Source organism: Streptomyces sp. NPDC002054, from assembly GCF_040296685.1.
GTDB lineage: Bacteria > Actinomycetota > Actinomycetes > Streptomycetales > Streptomycetaceae > Streptomyces.
Map to the genome: position 1 here is coordinate 37,393 of NZ_JBEOXT010000005.1, position 15,549 is coordinate 52,941.

Consider the following 15,549-nt stretch of genomic DNA (forward strand, 5'->3'; position numbering starts at 1 on the left):
GATCGTGAGTGATCTCTTCGGCCGGAAAGTGCCTTGTGGCGTTGGCCGTGCCTGAATCCTTGCAGGGGTTCGCGGACAACTCGAATCACGCAAAAAGCCGGAACTTAATTCCTGGAATTAAGTTCCGGCTTTCGTCCCGAGGGAGGTTTTGCGGCTCTATGCGGACCCGTGGCGAAGGTGCTCGATCGCCACGCCGACCCACGGTGCGGCGAGGCCGGACAGGAGCAGGGGTGCGCACGTGCTGTACGAGAGCACGACGGCGGGCGGTTCAGCGGCGACGCCGGTCAGGAGGGCGTGGTCGAACGGCATCCACTCACGGGCCCCCACCGGCAGGAGCCGAACCCCGGCCGAGGTGAGCACCACTCGGGCCGCGGTGTGATCGCGCCACTGGGGAAGGGCGGCGTCCTCCGCTTCCTGCCGCCGACGGGCGTCGAGGCGACCGTTGGTCACCCACCGCCGGCCGAAGGTCGGGTGGTTCTCGAAGTACCCGGTCGAGGTCGGATAGTCGACGCCCGTCCCGTAGAAGCGGGCGGCGGAACACATCACGTCCGCGAAGGCGACTTCACCGGCCGCAAGGGCAAGGCCGTTCACCTGGACTGGCCCAAGACCGCCTCCGTCCTGGAGGTGCCGCGTGAGCGCGGACGCTGCCTGTGCGGCATCGGCGCGGACGGCGTCCTCCGCCCGGTCGCGTCGGCGAGACCACATCGTCGTTCCTTCCTGATCAAGCGGGCCGGCCGGGGCCCGCACGGCGCGAGCCGCACAGGCCCCAGGCCCGTCATGAGATGCAATCACCAGAGGGCACTGGAGGCGGCGGCGGGTGCCTTGGCCCCCTCGTCGTCGTCTTCCTTCAGCCTCCCCAGCAGCACACCAAGGCGGTCGTTGCTGATCGCCTGATGCTTGCGGACGGCGTCGCCGACAACCTCACGACTGATCCGTCCGGCCCGCTCGGTAGCGGCCCGCGCGATCGGCAGCAGTTCCGTCAACCAGTCGTCGTCCGCATCCCGATCCTGCGAGCCCTCCGGTCCGTCCGGGACGGACGACTCTTCCCCGTCCGCAGCGTCGCGGACCGCCGCCGGAACGGACGGATCGGCTGCCAACGAAGGCGCGGTGGTCGGCCCCTGACCCGGTGAGCCAGGAACCGGTCCGTCCGCCGTCCCGCCGTCCGTCTTCCCGCCGTCCACCTCCCCGGACGGGGGGACCGCCGTACCGGCAGCGTTCGCATGGTCCTCGGGCTGAACCGCAACTTTGCGCAGGTCAACGGCGGCTGCGGTGGACTGCACCGGTGCGGACGGACCGCCCGGCAACGGTCGGGGAGCCGTCTGCACGGGTGATTCCCGCGGACGAGGACCCGGCTCGACCGCGACGCGTTCGAGCGTCGGAGTCACCTCCCGGACCGGTCCGGGACCAGTCTCCGTCCCGTCCGGGACCGCCCGCTCAGCCGTCCGCGCCATCAGGATGTAGAGGTGGACCGATCCCGCCAGCGCGAGCGGCGCGAGCATCGAAAGCACGCCCACGACGCTGTCCGCCAGGTGCAGCGCGGACCGTCCGGCCTCCGGAGAATCGTTCAGCGTAATCGCGTGCAGAGCGTTCGCGCCGAGGCTCGCCCCGGTCGCCGAAAGGAACAGGACCCACGCGTAGAACCGCGCGGCGAACCGCTCGTGACGCAGGAGAACGATCGCCCGCACGCCGTAAGCAATGAACCCGTCGATGAACACCGGGAACAGGTAGGACAGGTTCTCCCTGGCGTGAATGGCGAGGGCGATCTGACGCAGCGCGTCGTACGAGAAGGCGAAGCCGGCCGCGCCGAGCAGGATGATCGCGCTGCGGTCCCAGGCCGTCATGCCGCGCAGGTTGTAGCCCTGACGTTCGGTTCCCGCCGTCGTGTCTATGTGCGTGTGCGACATCAGAGGTTGCCCCCTTCGCGGGGCGCGATGTCCTGCCAGGCCGGGGTCTGCGAGAGGAGCCGTCCGAGCTGTTCCAGAGACGTCACCTCGTGCACGTGCTGACTCGGGCAGCTCACGCACGAGACCCGCAGCGAGAGCCGTTCCCTGCCGCCTTGGTCGGTGTAGTAGAGCTCCAGGTGCTGGCCCGCGGTCGTGTCGAGCGAGGCGAAGGCTTGCAGGTGCTCTTCAAAGCTGAGCAGGCCCAGCACCTCCCAGTCGAGCGTGACTGCGGCATCCCCCAGGAGGGCGCGGGCGTACTTCGACGCGGCCGTGATCGACCGTGGACCCCAGGTACGGAACGCCGCCTCCCGAGCGGTGTTGCGCCGGTCTTCCGCGGTGGTGAGGTGCTTGGCCGCAGCGAACATGATCGGGTGACTCATCGGGGGCCTTCCAGAAGATCTGTGGTGCGGAGTGCGGTTCCGTCGCCGGACTCGTTGGCGAGACGGAGGAGGACGTCTGCGTGGCACGGAGCATCGAGGGGGCATGTGCACATCAGGTCGAGCCCGTGAAGCGCTCGGGCGAAGCGAGCGGCGTACTGGCGGCCTACCGGGCCCCGGAGCGTGGCGGCGAAGAGATCCACCGCTTCCGCGCCGTCCATCGGAGAACCGAGCGGGGAGCGCACCCCGGCCGTGAAAGGGTTCGCGTACCGGCTGTGGGGGCCGACGTATGCACAGGCTGTGGACAACGCTGCGGCGTCGCGGCGCGCTCCGCAGAGGCGTACGGGCATCAGGCCGCCCTCCCGCCACGGCGCCTGTCGGCGCCGATCATCGGCACGAGGGTCGTGACCATCTCGGCCAGACGGCTCGCCACGCGGGCCCCGACGAAGTCGCTCAGGTCCGGGCCGCTCTCATCGCGGGCCGGAAGGTTGGACGTGATGATCGTCGGCAAGCAGTGGTTGTACCGGTAGTTGATCAGCCGGTACGTGACCTCTTCGGTCCATTCCGAGGTCTTCGCCGTGCCGAGGTCATCGAGGAGCAGGTACTGAACCCGGCTGAGCCGTTGCAGCTCGTGTTCTGCTGCCCCCATGACCTGTGACGGGCGCAGGTTGCCGTACATGTCCGCTGAGTTCACGGCGATCAGCTCGAACCGGTCCGGTCCGCCGGCCGCGATCCTCCGCATGGCCCCGTACGCCTGGTGCGTCTTGCCCGTCCCCGTGAGGCCGGTGAGGAGAAGCGCACCAGCGGCAGCGTTGTCCGTGAGTGCCCGGTCGGCCCAACCGATGACCTCCGGCAGCGTGGCCTCAGCGTCACGGAACCGGGGAGGGGTTGCCCTCTGCCAGCGGCTCACGGCGTAGTCGGCCCGAGCCCGGCAGTGCCACTCACGGTCTCCGGGGTTCTCTTCCGGTGCCTCGTCGGCGGGGGCGGTGTCCGGCACGACCTGAAGTCCTTTCGCAGCGAGTATTCGTTCCATTGCGCGCATCGACTTGGCGCTGCCCGCGCGTTCCGGCTCTGCCATGATCAAAATCCGTTCTGGTAAGCGCTCGGGGCAGCGGTGTTCTGAAAGGGAATCCAGCCTCCGGACTGCCGACGCAACGGCACAACATTCCCCTGGGAGGCTGCTGCGGGAGCGTGCGAGGGCAGATCCGCCCAGATACGCAGCAGATAGCGGGCGGACTGTGGCGGGCGGTCGGCGTTCCATCGCCGCGCCACCATCTCGACCAGCCGTTCATTTCCCCAACGTGCTGCGAGAGCTGTTACCCGATCCCATTCCGATTCGGTCAATCGCCAGCCGACGAGCATTCCAGCGCTTGTTATGGCTGTTACCAGGTCCTGGGCTCCGTCTGGAACCTTCACCGAGTCCTGCTTGGCGGTGGTGTTCTCTCGACGTGACCCCAGCAAGCTAGCTTGCTCTTTGGTGGTGGTAATACTCCCGTAGGGAGTATTACCACCACGTGCGCGCGAGGAAGAAACTTCCGAATCTGTGTGCTGAAACTTCCCACTTCCGGCTTCCGAAGCGGAGTTCTGGGAGAGAAGTTCCTGGAACCTAGTTCCCTCTTCTGAATCTTCAGGGTTGGAAGCAGGAAGTTCTTTCTCTGAACCGATACGGCCGACACCATCGCCGCACAGCAGTATCGAGTAGGTGTTCGGGTTGGAGGCTCCCCCTCCCCGCTCGTGGCTGAGTTCCCCGAGCTTTGCCAGCTCTCCGAGGCACTTCGTTATCGAGCGAGGCGTAAGACGGGTGAGCGTGGATATTTCCTCCAAGGTCAGCGTGGCTTTGCCGTCGTCGTCCGCCTCACGGGCCAGGGCCAGCATGACGAGGCGTGAGCCCCTGCACGACTTTGATTGTGACCAAATCAGTTCGGTTGCTATGTCGCTCATCGGTGCTCACCGCCAACTATTGCTATGCGACGGTGGAGGGAAAGGCCGAAAGAGTGGTCGTCCTCCGGGATGTAGCCGTTCTGGTGCGGCTCCGGGGTGAGGTACAGCGTTTCGGTAGGAAGGTAGAAATCGTGGGCAAGACGCCAGTCTGCGACCTTGCCGAATTCGCGCCTGACCATGCGTGCCACTTCTTCTTCGGTCCTGCGGTCGATAAGCATGCGGTAGAAGTCCGATTCGAAGAGGTGGGTAACAGCGCGCTCGGGATAGACCCGCACGAGTGCGGCTGTAGGTGCAATCTCACGGATTGCGGCACTGGTATTTGCGCGCCGAGATCCGGAGGGGCCGTTCTGAGGCATTGGGAGAACTCCCGTGAACGCAGGCTCCGCCGTGCGGAGGAATCGTTTCCTCGGGGGCGTGTCAGGCCGCGTCTGAGACGACGTGGACCGAGGGCGCGCCCCGCCTGGCCTGCGACTTTCGGTAGCGACGGGCGAGTTTCATCAGATACTCGTGCGTCACGCCAAGCCCGCGGGCGACGGCGGCAGCGTCCAGTGAGGGATCAGTGGCGAAGCGCGCAATCACCGCGTCCCGGGCGGGCTTGGTCAGGGGCTCGGTGCACCCTCTAAGCGCGCCTTCTACAGCTTTTTCGGTGTCCCGGTCTTGCCAAGCGCGCCGCAACTCTGAGCGCTCCGAAGCCAGAAGACCGCCGCGAATTCCGTACTCGTCGTCATCCTTGAGAGATTCCACCAGGCACCGGGCCGCGACGGCCACAGGGCATGACGCGCAGAAATTGCGAGGACGATTGAGGGAGATTCCCGACTTGGCTTTTACCAAGTCGGGATCTTCCCGTGGGCCGTCTGCGAGAGGGACGAACATGTCGATGTCCTGGTTAGCGCATTGGGCAAATTCGGCCCAGTGCTTACCCGAAGCTCTCTTCGACTCCTCCAGAAGGGGCAGCCAGTTTCCCTGGTGCACAGCCTTGATAAGACTGGATATGTCAGTGCTCATTTGTGTCTCGCGATGTTCGCAGCGCCGCGAATTGTTGCTTCGGGCGCGAGAGGAGATCAGAAACGCTTACGAGAGCGCTTGGACGGCTGAAGCGCCATCAGTGCCGACTCGTCATCCCTCTGGGTCCTTGCGCCAGGGTTGACGAAGTGCATATCGGAAATCGAGTGGAGGTCGTCCTCCGTAAACTGCACGAATTTCCCGAACTTCCGGTGTGGGAGCGTCGATATACGCTCACGGAGCCACTTTTCGGGAATGTTCAACCGTTCAGCGGCTTCGCTGTACCCGATGTGCAGACGCTTGTCGCGGGACTCTGTAGCCCGACTGCCCAACAAGGCGTCCAGGCCGCCGGCCTGAGCCAAGAGGCCGACCATGGCCGCGAGTCCCTGCAAGTCCACGGCCGGGCCCGCGTTCGCCGGTGCCACGGCTGCCATCACGCCTCCAGCCCGCGCAGTTCGGCGGTCCGCAGGTCGAAGGCATGCCCGCCGGAGGCCGCCCATCCGGCCTGGGGGAACGAGCGAATGATCCACCGGGCGATGGTGAGCGCCTTCGCCCGAGGGATACGAAGGGTTCGTCCACGAGCGTTCACGGCGGTCAGCCCGAGGTGGGGCCACAGGGTCCGAGGCCCCTGAAGGCGAACTTGTACGACAGCGGCTTCCGGCAGCATGGACGCCAGTTGCGCCGCCAGCCGTTCGGCCGGGCCCGAAGGGATCTCCACCTTCGGGTTGCAGTCCGTAGTAGGGGACATGCGACACTCCTTTATGTGGTACGCCGCTCCGTCGTGCCGTGCGAAAGGACACGGAGTGGCCGTGCGAGTGACCAGCGCCCCTGTAGGGGGCCGCGGGTCACGAGCTGTCTGGCGTCCGAGAGGTGCGAACTCTCGGGCGCCGATGGCGTTTTGAGGGGAGGAACCGCGCCCGAGTGATGCGCGGTAGCCCCTCTCCACCAAATCGGTCCACGATGGGAACCGCAGGTGGGCGAAGGCTGAGAGGGGTGCGAACCCCCTCGTTTTTCGCTAAGATGAAGCTATCTTGGTTCGCATCAAATGTCAACAGTCCGAGATTTCCTCGGGTCACCCAAAAAACGAGGTCCGATGCCAGCTCGCCGTTTCGACAGAGAACGTGTGCGCGCGGTACGTCGAGCCGCCGACGTCTCGCAGGCCGACGTGGCGGCTGCCCTCGGTGCTGCGGACTCGACCGTGGCGGGGTGGGAGTCGGGAGCGACGACACCCGATCAAGAGAAGCTTTCTGCTCTCGCCAGGGTGCTGAACCGGGATCTGGACGACCTGTTCCCGCGCGACGGCTTGCCCGATCTGACCGACCTGCGGTGCGACGCCGGCCTCTACCGGTACGAGACGCGGGCGGTCATCGGGACCAAGAGCGATGGGCCGGTGGCTGGAGCTGAGCAGGGCGTCCGACGGCTCAAGGACCGGTACGTCCCTCTCCTAGCGGCTGCGTATGGGGTGACCGAGGACGAGCTGAAGCGCGCCCAGGATCGGTCTTTCGGAGAGGCTGACGAGGGCGCCGCCGAGGCCGAGAAGGTGCCGGAGACACTGGCTGAGAAGATCACTCTCCTGCTGGAGCGCTCCTACCCGGGCAGAACCGCTCCGGGGGATCAGGAGATCGCGGACTCGGTGAACGCCTACGCGGGCTCCCAGGTCACATCGCCCGAGGACATCGAGGCCCTGCGGACCGGTGGACACGACGCACCGGTGCCCGTGGTTCTCGAAGGGCTGGCCAACTTTTTCGACGTCTCCAAGCTGTACTTCGAGCCGAACGAGTCCGTCGCCCGGCAGGTCTACGAAGGGCTCCGCCTCATGTCGGCGGCCAAGCAGGGCAAGGTGGGCCGAGTCCGGGCACGCGGAATGGGTGCCGAGGGCCTGCCGGCCGATGTCCTCTCGATCCTGAACGACCTCGCCAGCGAGCTGGACAAGAAGGCCGGTCCAAGCACCAGCAATTAGTGCCGCATCAGGCAACGTTCGCCCTGGGCTTTGGTGATCGTCAGGGCGAATGGACGAGCGGGGTCAACTGCACGCCGAGCTGATGTTCCGGCTCGGCGTGCGGGACACCGTCCGCGCCAAGGAACAGGTAGAAGTATTGCGTCGTCAACGACCTCGACGTCGAGGTCCCGCCCTCTGTGGAGCCGCTCAGGGCCCCAGCAGAGTAGAAGTGCGGCAGCCACTTGGGGCCCACGATCGCTTCCACCCAGGCCCGCGCCTCCCCCGGGTCAACTGCCTGGCGAGTGCCGAGCTGCTTGTGCCGTGCGGCGACCGACAGTGTCAGCACAGCCCCCTCCCGGCCGGGACGGTCCAGGAGTAGGGCTTGGTCGATGATGTCCCCGCCGATAGTGAGGACAGCGTGCCGGTCGGTCACCGAGCGCACCGGTCCGAAGCGATGCGGCACCGTCCTACCCTCCGCCCGCAACTGCTCCAGCACGTCATTGGGCAGTGCAGAGGCCAGGCCGCTATCAGCCAGCTCCGTAGAGAACAGGTTCCGGCGAAAGCGCCGCAGCTCATCCTCCTGCTTACGCAATACAGTACGAATATCCACAGACATGCCACTTACGGTACAAGTCGTCATGATAGGCATCGAACCACCCGGCTGTCCTGAAGCGGCACTGGTGTCCTGTTCCCCGGACCCGCGAGGGCCAGGAAACGGGGCACCAGCGTGAGGTCCCTACTGCCCCGTGCCGTTCGGTTCGTGGCGCAGACCGGAGGCGAACACGGTTTGGACTCCGCTCAGTGCGGAGAGATCCGCGAGCGGGTCACCGTCCACCAGGAGGAGATCCGCTCGGTATCCGGGAGCGACCTTCCCTGTGATCTCGCCCAGGCCCAGGGCAGCAGCCGCTTGCGACGTCGCCATGTCGATGATCGAGGCGTTCGACAGACCCAGGTGCGAGTAGAACGACAGGGCCTGAGCAAGCCCGTCGAAGCCAGCACGCTGCACGCCTGCATCTGTCCCCGCGATCAGGCGGACTCCGGCGTCGGCCATCTGCCGCACCAGGTCGAACATCGCGTTGGCGCGCTCCTCGCCGAAGAAGCGCGGGAGCATCTGCCAGTGCGGGCTTACGGCCGGGCAGACAGTGATGTCCTTCGCGATGATCTGCTGAACCACGTCGGGCCGGAAATCCAGGCCATCGCTCGACATCCAAGTGCAGTGCTCGATGGTGTCGACGCCGGCCTCTACGGCTGAGGCGATGCCGTCGGCACCGTGCGCATGGGCCGCGACAGGCACGCCCGCCTTGTGGGCTTCCTCCACAAGGGCGGCCAGCTCCTCCGCCGTGAACTGAGACTGGTGGCTCCTGGGGCCGTCCTTCGTGAGGCCGCCGCCGGTGACCATCGCCTTGATGACGCCTGCCCCGGCCGCGAGATTGCGCCCTACGAGCTCGCGGATCTCGGTCTCGCCGGAGACTTCGCCGCCGAGGAAGTGGCAGTGTCCGCCCACGGTGGTCGCCGGGGTGCCCGCGGAGACGATCCTCGGTCCTGGTGTACGCCGATCACTGATTTCCGCAGCCAGACGAAGCGCCAGTCCGCCACGGTCGCCGAGATCGCGGACGGTGGTGACGCCGCTGCGCAGGAGCTGTTCGCCGCGGCGCCGCATGTCCTCGAACAGGGCTTCATCCGTCGAGCCCTGGAGGGTGGACACCGGATCAGGCCCGCCATCGAAGGCCAGGTGAACGTGAGCGTCGATGAGCCCCGGCAGCACGGTTCCGCCGAACTCGAATCGAGGCACGTCGGCCGCGGCCCGCTCCTCGATCTCCTTGCGCGGCCCGACGGCAGAGATCGACTCACCCTCGATGAGAACGGCACCGTCTTCCAGGTAGGTCCCCGAATCGACGAGCACTCGTCCACCGGTAATCAGCATCGTGACTCCTTGATCTTGCGAGGTCATGCGGCTGCGCGCAGTTCGTCGGATACCGCAATCAGTTGTTTCACATCCGACTCGCGGTCGCTCCCCAGCGCCATCGCGAGCGGGACCGCGCGGCGGGGCGCGGGGACCCCCTTCTCGATCCGAGCGGAGGCCCGGCGGAGCCTGGCGGCGAGCTCGGCGGAGTCGATGTTGAGGACTGTGCTGTCGTCACCCTCGTCCAGCAGGTACGGGCTGATGTCCACCAGGCCGTCGCGGCACTCCACGATGCGGCGGTGGTAGCGCCGGTGCACGCCACGGGCCCGCCATCGGTCCAGTGGAGCAGAGGACGCCGGCCTCAGCACGTTGTCCGGATACGCCTCCGTCAGCAGCTCCCACAGAGGCGAGAGGCGACGGTGATCACGCCGATGTTGTAGCCAGAGTCGTAGGGAGGAAATTCGCGCTCGGGCTCCGGAGTAGGTGACACCCGCGGCGAACAGCAGGATTGATGCGACCAAGAGGAAGGCCACGGCCGCCATGAGGGGATGTGGCACGTCCACGTCCGCCGAGCGAACGGCGACGATGACGGCTCGAATCGCGCACGCTACGGCCATCGCTCCCAGACCGACGGCGGTCATCCAGAGCCCGGTGGAGTGCGGGCGTCGGGACATGCGGGCGTAGCGACGCGTCCACCGAAACGCCATGCCGAGGGCATACATGAGGTAGAGGCCAGCGCCACCGTAGAAGAAGGCGATCTGGGGAATCGTCATGTCGGCTGTGCTGAAGCTGCCGGCGAAGACCTCGTGTGGCACCGACACCGCAGCCACAGTGATCGCGACTGCGACGAACCCAACGAGCACGGCTTCCCTGCGTGCCCGCCGACGCCCCGCTTCTTCGTCAGCGGCGGAGTAGAGGTAGAAGCACATGAGGAAGTAGACCGTCAGGAGCAACAGGACGTTCTGAATCAGCTTCGCCGTCCCGTGGCCGGCGACGGTGTCCACTCCGGACGCGCCGCCGGGCATCGCTACGGGGTACGAGAGCGCGGCACAGAGCAGGCAGAGGGTGACCGAGCGAAGAGGTGCGTCATGAGGGCTTCGCTTCCACTGGTAGAGCTTCCAGACCAGCGCGGCCAGGAGCCCCAGGAGCAGGAGTTCCACGAGTTACAGCCATCCTCGCCGGTCGCCAAGAGCCGCCTCGACCCGGCGCAGGGCGGGATCATCAGCCGGAGGGGTGGAGTTTGCGAGCAGGGCCGACCACTCCAGGATGATCGTCGCCACGAGTTCGACGGAGCACTCCTCGCCGTCGTCGTACGAGCAACGCTGGGCGACACGCTTGACCGCCTCGGTCCCGAAGACCGGCATCAGGGTGGCCCACCCCTCCACGTCGACGGCCGCCGCGTCTTCATCAGGGGCGGTTTCCGGCGTATCCGTCTCCACCTCGCGGGCGGAGTCCTCGGCTGCCTTCTCGTTCTCCGCCACGAGGATGTGTCCGACCTCGTGCAGGATGATCCCATCCTGGTGCAGCTCGGTCGTCTCCTGCTGGTAAAGAATCACGTCGTAGGTGTCGTACTCCGCCCACATGCCCGAGGGGCCGGGCTTGGGCAGCGGAGCTGCACGCAGAAACAGTGGACGCCCGCGCCGCCGGCTCAGCTTCTCGCAAAGATCGTGAACGTCGAGCGGGGGAGTGACCCCGAGGTCTTGCAGCTCCCGCCGAATCAGACGGTGCAGATCCTTCTCCACCGTCCGGGCCGCGGCTGAACGCCAGCGTCCAAGACGTCGGCGGTTGACTCCGTCCTGAGCGGGAACCTTGGACTCCGCCGAGTCTCGACCACTCTTATCCGACCACACTGAGTAATCCCTCCAACCGGCAGGTGATGGCTCCCCCGAGCCAGGCGACACCGCGCCCATGTCGATGACGTCCGGTTCCCGGCGCCGAAAGCGACCGCAGTCGGCTGCGCCTGCGCCCCACAAAACCCCCTTGCAGGGGGCAGGGATGCCAGGCATCCAGGGCTTCCCGTCGGTACGGATGTCACGTAGGTGAACACCCGCTGACGCCCCGAGCGGGGCCGCCCCGTGGAGCTCCCGGGAACCTCTTTGGACAGTACGTGACGCTTCCGACAAGGCATGGCCTGAAAAGCATGATCGATTCGTGTAGGCGGCAGGTAACTTCGGCTGGTCAAAGCGACGTAAATCAACCTTGTTCAATCCCGTACGAGGCTCTGAACTGGGGCTTTGTTGTCTGGCGTGAACGGATCAACTCTTGCGAGTCGCTGGGGGACTCCGTTATCAACCTGAGACTTCAGGTGGGCCGGGCACTCTCGCAAACGCCCTCGAAGTGGACAAAGTGGCTGATCGGAGGGGGTGTGGCGGCGGTCACTCTGGGGCAGTTCGGGCAACTGAGGCGTTTACGCTTTCAGCCATGTCGAACGCGATATCCGCCCAGCCGGACAGTTACCTGGAGTTCTGGAACGAGTACCATCTGTGCACATTGACCACACTGCGGCCCAATGGGCGACCTCATGTCGTACCCGTCGGCGTGACGGTAGATGTCGCCGCTGGAGTGGCCCGAGTTATCACCCGCAAATCGAGTCGTAAAGTGGCCAACATTCTCGCGGGTAGGGGCGAAGCCCGCGTGGCCCTGTGCCAGGTCGACGGAGGCCGATGGGCCACGCTCGAAGGGGTGGCGGAGGTGTGCACCGACGAGGCTGTGGTCGAAGACGCGGTTGCCCGTTACGGAAAGCGATATGGCCGTACGCCGGCCCCGGACCCTGAGCGGGTCGTCATCCTGGTCTCGGTCGAACGGGCACTGGGTCAGACCTTGGGCGCCCGACCCCAGGCAGCCCAGGTCTCTGCGTAGCGTCAAGCGACCCACGACATAGGCATATGCAGACCCTGAGCGTTACTCAGCCCTGAGTTTTCCTCAGGGGTGGGTGACCGAAGTGGCTCTACGTTTGCGGGTCATGACAACAAGTCACGAACAGGCGGACCCCGGCGCGGCACCCTTACCGCCCGCGAAGCCTCACCCCGCGTTGAGCACGGCTCTGCCCGACGGCACTATCCGTAGCATCGTCGCGCGTCTGGACGCCCACCTCAAGGAGCAGGACGTAAGGCCAGCGTCGCCACCCGCGCTGGCTCTCGGCATCTTCGAGAGGGTCGGATCGAACTGGCTGTCCGACTCGTTGCGCGGGGCAATGCCGCAGCACAACGAGCCTTTCCGCCAGCAGCTCGGTCGCGAACACCCGTTGTCGCCTGGTAACCGCGTGCCGCCGAGTCTTCAGGGAACCGGACTCAGCGGCTTGGGCTGGCACCATCTCCTGTGCGCGCTCAGCGACCTGCACGGGCAACCCCGGCACTTGGTCAAGGAGACGAATCTCTTCTTCGCCACGGACACCGTGCTGGGCATGTTGCCTGAATCGCCGGCCGTCGTCCTGACCCGGGCACCCATCGGGATCGCTTCCTCGTTCGCCCGAGGTCGGCTCTGGGACCGATGGCGCTACGGCGACCGCTACGCGCAGGTTGCCGCGACGGCCCGCGCACCCAGGTGGCGCACGGTCTTCGCCCCGCTCCTTCCGCAAGACGATCCCGAACCGGCCACCGCTTTGGGGCGGCTGATCGTCGTGAACGCGCTGCTGCTCGCCCGCGCCCTCTCCGACGGAGACGAGCCGTCCCGCCGTCCCCGCCTGGTCATCCCGTACGAACAGCACGTCAGCGATCCCGGACGTACAGAAGTGGGCCTCACCCAGTTCCTCGGTATCGGAATGCCGGAACCGGCCGACGAGTCGCCTAACGCTGCTGGCGCCACGACTGCGACGGACACCACCTTCGCCACCACCGGACGCAAGGACACCTTGGTCGCCGAATTGGCCGCCGGTGTGGTGGACCTCGTCAGCGCTGCGGTAGAGAAGACGGTCGCCCAGGCTCGCCAACAGCTCGACCCCGAAGTGACCGAGACCGTCACCCAGTGGCTCGCAGGTGACGATCAGTACGAGGTGCACGAACCCGTGCTCCGGCCCAGCCGCCGCGTCCGCCCCCAACCTTCTCCCCAGAGGATGGCCAAGCCGGCCTACAGGCCAGTAGGGCAGGCCCAGTGGCGCAATCTGCTGGTCACCAACGCGGAAATGGCCGAGCTGCTGACCATGCTGCACGCGGGCGGGGCAGTGAACTCCCGGCTCGGTACCAATCTCCTGGTGTGCCCGATGCCCCACGAACGTGGTGGACGACTCCACCAGGACCCGGCCGATCGGCGCTGGCGGGTCAGCCGCGGATACGAGTCCCATCCCGCGTACTGGGTCACGTGGATCGGGGCGGCCGTCGCGGCCGCCTGGTTCGGAGCGCGGTTACCCAGCCGGGCCGAAGCCTTGGCCGCCACGAAAGGAGCGCGGGCGCACAACAGCGGCTATGTCGTGGGCGACAGCTGTCCTGTGGTGGAACCCGGCCTTGGCGATCGGGAGATTCACCACCTGATCGGCAACGTTCAGATCTGGTGTGGCGATGGCCCCCCGCTGCCCGAATCCCAGCCCATGCAGCGGTACTTGTTCGGTGCGGCCTGGAACACTCCGAGCACTGAAGATGCGGTGTCGGCTGTCCGCTCGCGCTACCTGCTGGGCTCGTCACGAGGCGTTGGGGTTCGCTTGGTGCGCGACCCCCACACCACCGATGCCGCCCGGCTCGGAGCATGGGAGCTGGCGCACCGGCTCAATCAGTGGGTCGACGCCGTCAACGAGTCCGCCCGGACCACGCCGGGCGGACTCGACCGGCTGCTGATCAGTTCGCTGGGCTTATAGGCCGATCGCGGACTTCGGCCCCATGTACGAACCCGCGCCCGGGAACCGGTCCCGGCAGAGCTTCACGAACACGTCACTGAAGCCTCGGTCGGGCAGGTCGTCCAGCGCCACGAACTCGACGCCTCGGATCGGCCGCGTGTCCGCACCCTCCTTGACCGCTCCCATCTCTCCGCCCACGATGCGGGCCTCGAAGGTGATGTGAACGACGTGAGCACTCGTGTTGTCGCACAGGTACAGCAGCCGGCCCACTTCAACCTCGGCGCCGGTCTCCTCCTTCATTTCTCTGATCAGCGCCTCTTCCAGAGCCTCGCCGTCCTCGACCTTGCCGCCGGGCAGGGACCAGGTCCTGGGGCCGTCGGTGTCCTGGTTGAGCACCAGGATCTTGTCGTCCTCGATGACGATGCCCGTCACACGTGTATGCATCCGCCGACGCTATCGCTCGGGGGACCGGCCCGAAGGGGACACCGATGAATCTGCCGACAGCCTCTGCGGTGCCCCCCGTGGTTATCGCCGCAGGCGGACTGGGCACTCGGGTGGGTAGCTGGTCGCCGTACCTGCCCAAGGAGCTGCGGCCGGTTTGTGGTCGGCCGGGTCTGGCGCACATCGTGGATGAAGCCGCCGCCCTCGGCAGTGCCCACGCTGTAGTGGTCCACCACCCCTACTACACGCCGCTGATCGACTGGACCCGCCAGGTCCTCGCCCCCGGAGCCTTGGCCCACTACCAGACGCTCACCAACCAGCCTCCAGCCCAGCCCTCGGCAGCTGACTGCCTTCAAGTCGACTTCATCGCCCAGCACGGCAGGTACGCCGACATCACATCCGTGCTGAACGGTGCCGAACACCTGCGCACGGGGGACTTCTACGTGGTCTTCGCTGACAACGTCGATCCCACGCACACGGCGCTGTCCACGCTGGCTAAAGCGACGCCACTGGATACCCCCGCGGTGCTAGCCGCACCGTTCAACGTGGACGCGGCGAGCAACTACGGAGTGATCGTCTGCACGGGCGATGCGCCTGCACAGAGGATGGCGGGGCTGATCGAGAAACCCGACCGTGAGCAGGCGGCCCTACTGGAGGCTGAATGCGGCATCGCCAACCTCCGACTCCTCCAAGGGCGGATGCGAGTAACGCCGGGCCTGCTGGACTACCTCGCCGTAGGCACGCGGAAGGCGGCCAGCGAGCCGAAGCTCTCTCTGGCACTGGCGTCCTACGCGCAATCCCATCGCGTCGACGTGGTCACCAGCACGCAGCCCTTCACAGACCTCGGCCTGCCGAATACGGAAGGAACCGTTGACGACGCGATTCAGACGTCAATGCCTGCTTTGGGCTAGTCCGGCTCCGTGACCGTCGGGTGCGCGCACACTGTTTGCGCGTTTGCCGGACGCGGGGCGGCTGAAAGCCTACAATTCTGGGGTTGAGAGGCGCATCCGAGTTGCAGCCGCAACGGGTTTTGAGGGTGTGCCCACCAGTGGGCACATCGAGTCGGGGCAGCAGGATCGAGCAGGATGGAGCGGGACGGAAACGGGTCGGAAAGTCCGATTCTCTCGCAAAGACTTGGTAAAACCGCAGGTCGGAGCGTCGTCCGTTTCGGGTTCGACTCCCCTAGGCTCCACTCTCACACCCCCTCCGACCTGCGACAACGCGGTCGGAGGGGGTGT

19 protein-coding genes are annotated in these 15,549 nt (G+C 66.3%); 4 read left to right on the plus strand and 15 right to left on the minus strand.

Annotated elements, in window-relative coordinates; translation table 11 throughout:
- Window positions 1-156 precede the first annotated feature (156 nt).
- The 10 genes from ABT123_RS05920 to ABT123_RS05965 all read right to left on the minus strand — a co-directional run bounded on the left by ABT123_RS05920 (window position 157) and on the right by ABT123_RS05965 (window position 6,011).
- A complete protein-coding gene (locus tag ABT123_RS05920; protein WP_351310212.1) occupies window positions 157-705 on the minus strand; it encodes a hypothetical protein in 549 nt (182 codons plus the stop codon).
- A gap of 83 nt (window positions 706-788) precedes the next feature.
- The gene (locus tag ABT123_RS05925; protein ID WP_351310213.1) at window positions 789-1,904 is read right to left on the minus strand and encodes a DUF2637 domain-containing protein; all 1,116 of its coding nucleotides are present in this window, start codon (window positions 1,902-1,904) and stop codon (window positions 789-791) included.
- Complete coding sequence (locus ABT123_RS05930; RefSeq protein WP_351310215.1) at window positions 1,904-2,323, minus strand: DUF6195 family protein; 420 nt, start codon at window positions 2,321-2,323, stop codon at window positions 1,904-1,906. The genes ABT123_RS05925 and ABT123_RS05930 overlap by 1 nt, the downstream gene beginning before the upstream one ends.
- Window positions 2,320-2,670, minus strand: coding sequence for a DUF4326 domain-containing protein (locus tag ABT123_RS05935; protein ID WP_351310217.1), 351 nt, complete (start codon window positions 2,668-2,670; stop codon window positions 2,320-2,322). Before ABT123_RS05935 ends, ABT123_RS05930 begins: the two co-directional genes overlap by 4 nt.
- The gene (locus ABT123_RS05940; protein WP_351310219.1) at window positions 2,670-3,398 is read right to left on the minus strand and encodes an ATP-binding protein; all 729 of its coding nucleotides are present in this window, start codon (window positions 3,396-3,398) and stop codon (window positions 2,670-2,672) included. Before ABT123_RS05940 ends, ABT123_RS05935 begins: the two co-directional genes overlap by 1 nt.
- A 2-nt stretch (window positions 3,399-3,400) precedes the next feature.
- Window positions 3,401-4,261: a hypothetical protein gene (locus ABT123_RS05945; RefSeq protein ID WP_351310221.1), complete on the minus strand. Its 861-nt coding sequence runs from the start codon at window positions 4,259-4,261 to the stop codon at window positions 3,401-3,403.
- The gene (locus ABT123_RS05950) at window positions 4,258-4,536 is read right to left on the minus strand and encodes a hypothetical protein (protein ID WP_351310223.1); all 279 of its coding nucleotides are present in this window, start codon (window positions 4,534-4,536) and stop codon (window positions 4,258-4,260) included. The genes ABT123_RS05945 and ABT123_RS05950 overlap by 4 nt, the downstream gene beginning before the upstream one ends.
- A gap of 142 nt (window positions 4,537-4,678) precedes the next feature.
- Window positions 4,679-5,266 carry a WhiB family transcriptional regulator gene (locus ABT123_RS05955; protein ID WP_351310225.1) on the minus strand — a complete coding sequence of 196 codons (588 nt, stop codon included), beginning with the start codon at window positions 5,264-5,266 and terminating at the stop codon, window positions 4,679-4,681.
- A gap of 56 nt (window positions 5,267-5,322) precedes the next feature.
- Complete coding sequence (locus ABT123_RS05960) at window positions 5,323-5,697, minus strand: helix-turn-helix domain-containing protein (RefSeq protein ID WP_351310227.1); 375 nt, start codon at window positions 5,695-5,697, stop codon at window positions 5,323-5,325.
- Window positions 5,697-6,011, minus strand: coding sequence for a transcriptional regulator (locus tag ABT123_RS05965; RefSeq protein ID WP_351310229.1), 315 nt, complete (start codon window positions 6,009-6,011; stop codon window positions 5,697-5,699). The genes ABT123_RS05960 and ABT123_RS05965 overlap by 1 nt, the downstream gene beginning before the upstream one ends.
- 375 nt (window positions 6,012-6,386) lie before the next feature.
- On the opposite strand from ABT123_RS05965, the gene ABT123_RS05970 reads away from it, so the two are divergent.
- Window positions 6,387-7,223, plus strand: a complete 837-nt coding sequence (locus ABT123_RS05970) for a helix-turn-helix domain-containing protein (protein ID WP_351310231.1) — start codon at window positions 6,387-6,389, stop codon at window positions 7,221-7,223.
- 40 nt (window positions 7,224-7,263) lie between these two features.
- Here ABT123_RS05970 and ABT123_RS05975 read toward each other — a convergent pair whose 3' ends face one another.
- The 4 genes from ABT123_RS05975 to ABT123_RS05990 all read right to left on the minus strand — a co-directional run bounded on the left by ABT123_RS05975 (window position 7,264) and on the right by ABT123_RS05990 (window position 10,847).
- Window positions 7,264-7,818, minus strand: coding sequence for a hypothetical protein (locus tag ABT123_RS05975; RefSeq protein ID WP_351310233.1), 555 nt, complete (start codon window positions 7,816-7,818; stop codon window positions 7,264-7,266).
- A 120-nt stretch (window positions 7,819-7,938) separates the two neighbouring features.
- Window positions 7,939-9,126: an amidohydrolase family protein gene (locus tag ABT123_RS05980; RefSeq protein ID WP_351310235.1), complete on the minus strand. Its 1,188-nt coding sequence runs from the start codon at window positions 9,124-9,126 to the stop codon at window positions 7,939-7,941.
- Window positions 9,127-9,149: 23 nt separating this feature from the next.
- A complete protein-coding gene (locus ABT123_RS05985) occupies window positions 9,150-10,265 on the minus strand; it encodes an MAB_1171c family putative transporter (RefSeq protein ID WP_351310237.1) in 1,116 nt (371 codons plus the stop codon).
- 3 nt (window positions 10,266-10,268) lie between these two features.
- Window positions 10,269-10,847, minus strand: coding sequence for a hypothetical protein (locus ABT123_RS05990; protein WP_351310239.1), 579 nt, complete (start codon window positions 10,845-10,847; stop codon window positions 10,269-10,271).
- A gap of 679 nt (window positions 10,848-11,526) precedes the next feature.
- Between ABT123_RS05990 and ABT123_RS05995 the strand changes: the two genes are divergently transcribed.
- A complete protein-coding gene (locus ABT123_RS05995) occupies window positions 11,527-11,964 on the plus strand; it encodes a pyridoxamine 5'-phosphate oxidase family protein (protein WP_351310241.1) in 438 nt (145 codons plus the stop codon).
- 172 nt (window positions 11,965-12,136) lie between these two features.
- Window positions 12,137-13,891 (plus strand): SUMF1/EgtB/PvdO family nonheme iron enzyme, encoded by a 1,755-nt coding sequence (locus ABT123_RS06000; protein ID WP_351310243.1) that lies wholly within the window; start codon window positions 12,137-12,139, stop codon window positions 13,889-13,891.
- Here ABT123_RS06000 and ABT123_RS06005 read toward each other — a convergent pair.
- Entirely contained in the window at window positions 13,886-14,314 is a 429-nt protein-coding gene (locus tag ABT123_RS06005; RefSeq protein WP_351310245.1) for an NUDIX domain-containing protein, read from the minus strand. The genes ABT123_RS06000 and ABT123_RS06005 overlap by 6 nt on opposite strands.
- Before the next feature lie 44 nt (window positions 14,315-14,358).
- On the opposite strand from ABT123_RS06005, the gene ABT123_RS06010 reads away from it, so the two are divergent.
- Window positions 14,359-15,222 (plus strand): NTP transferase domain-containing protein, encoded by an 864-nt coding sequence (locus ABT123_RS06010; protein ID WP_351310247.1) that lies wholly within the window; start codon window positions 14,359-14,361, stop codon window positions 15,220-15,222.
- Window positions 15,223-15,549: the final 327 nt, after the last annotated feature.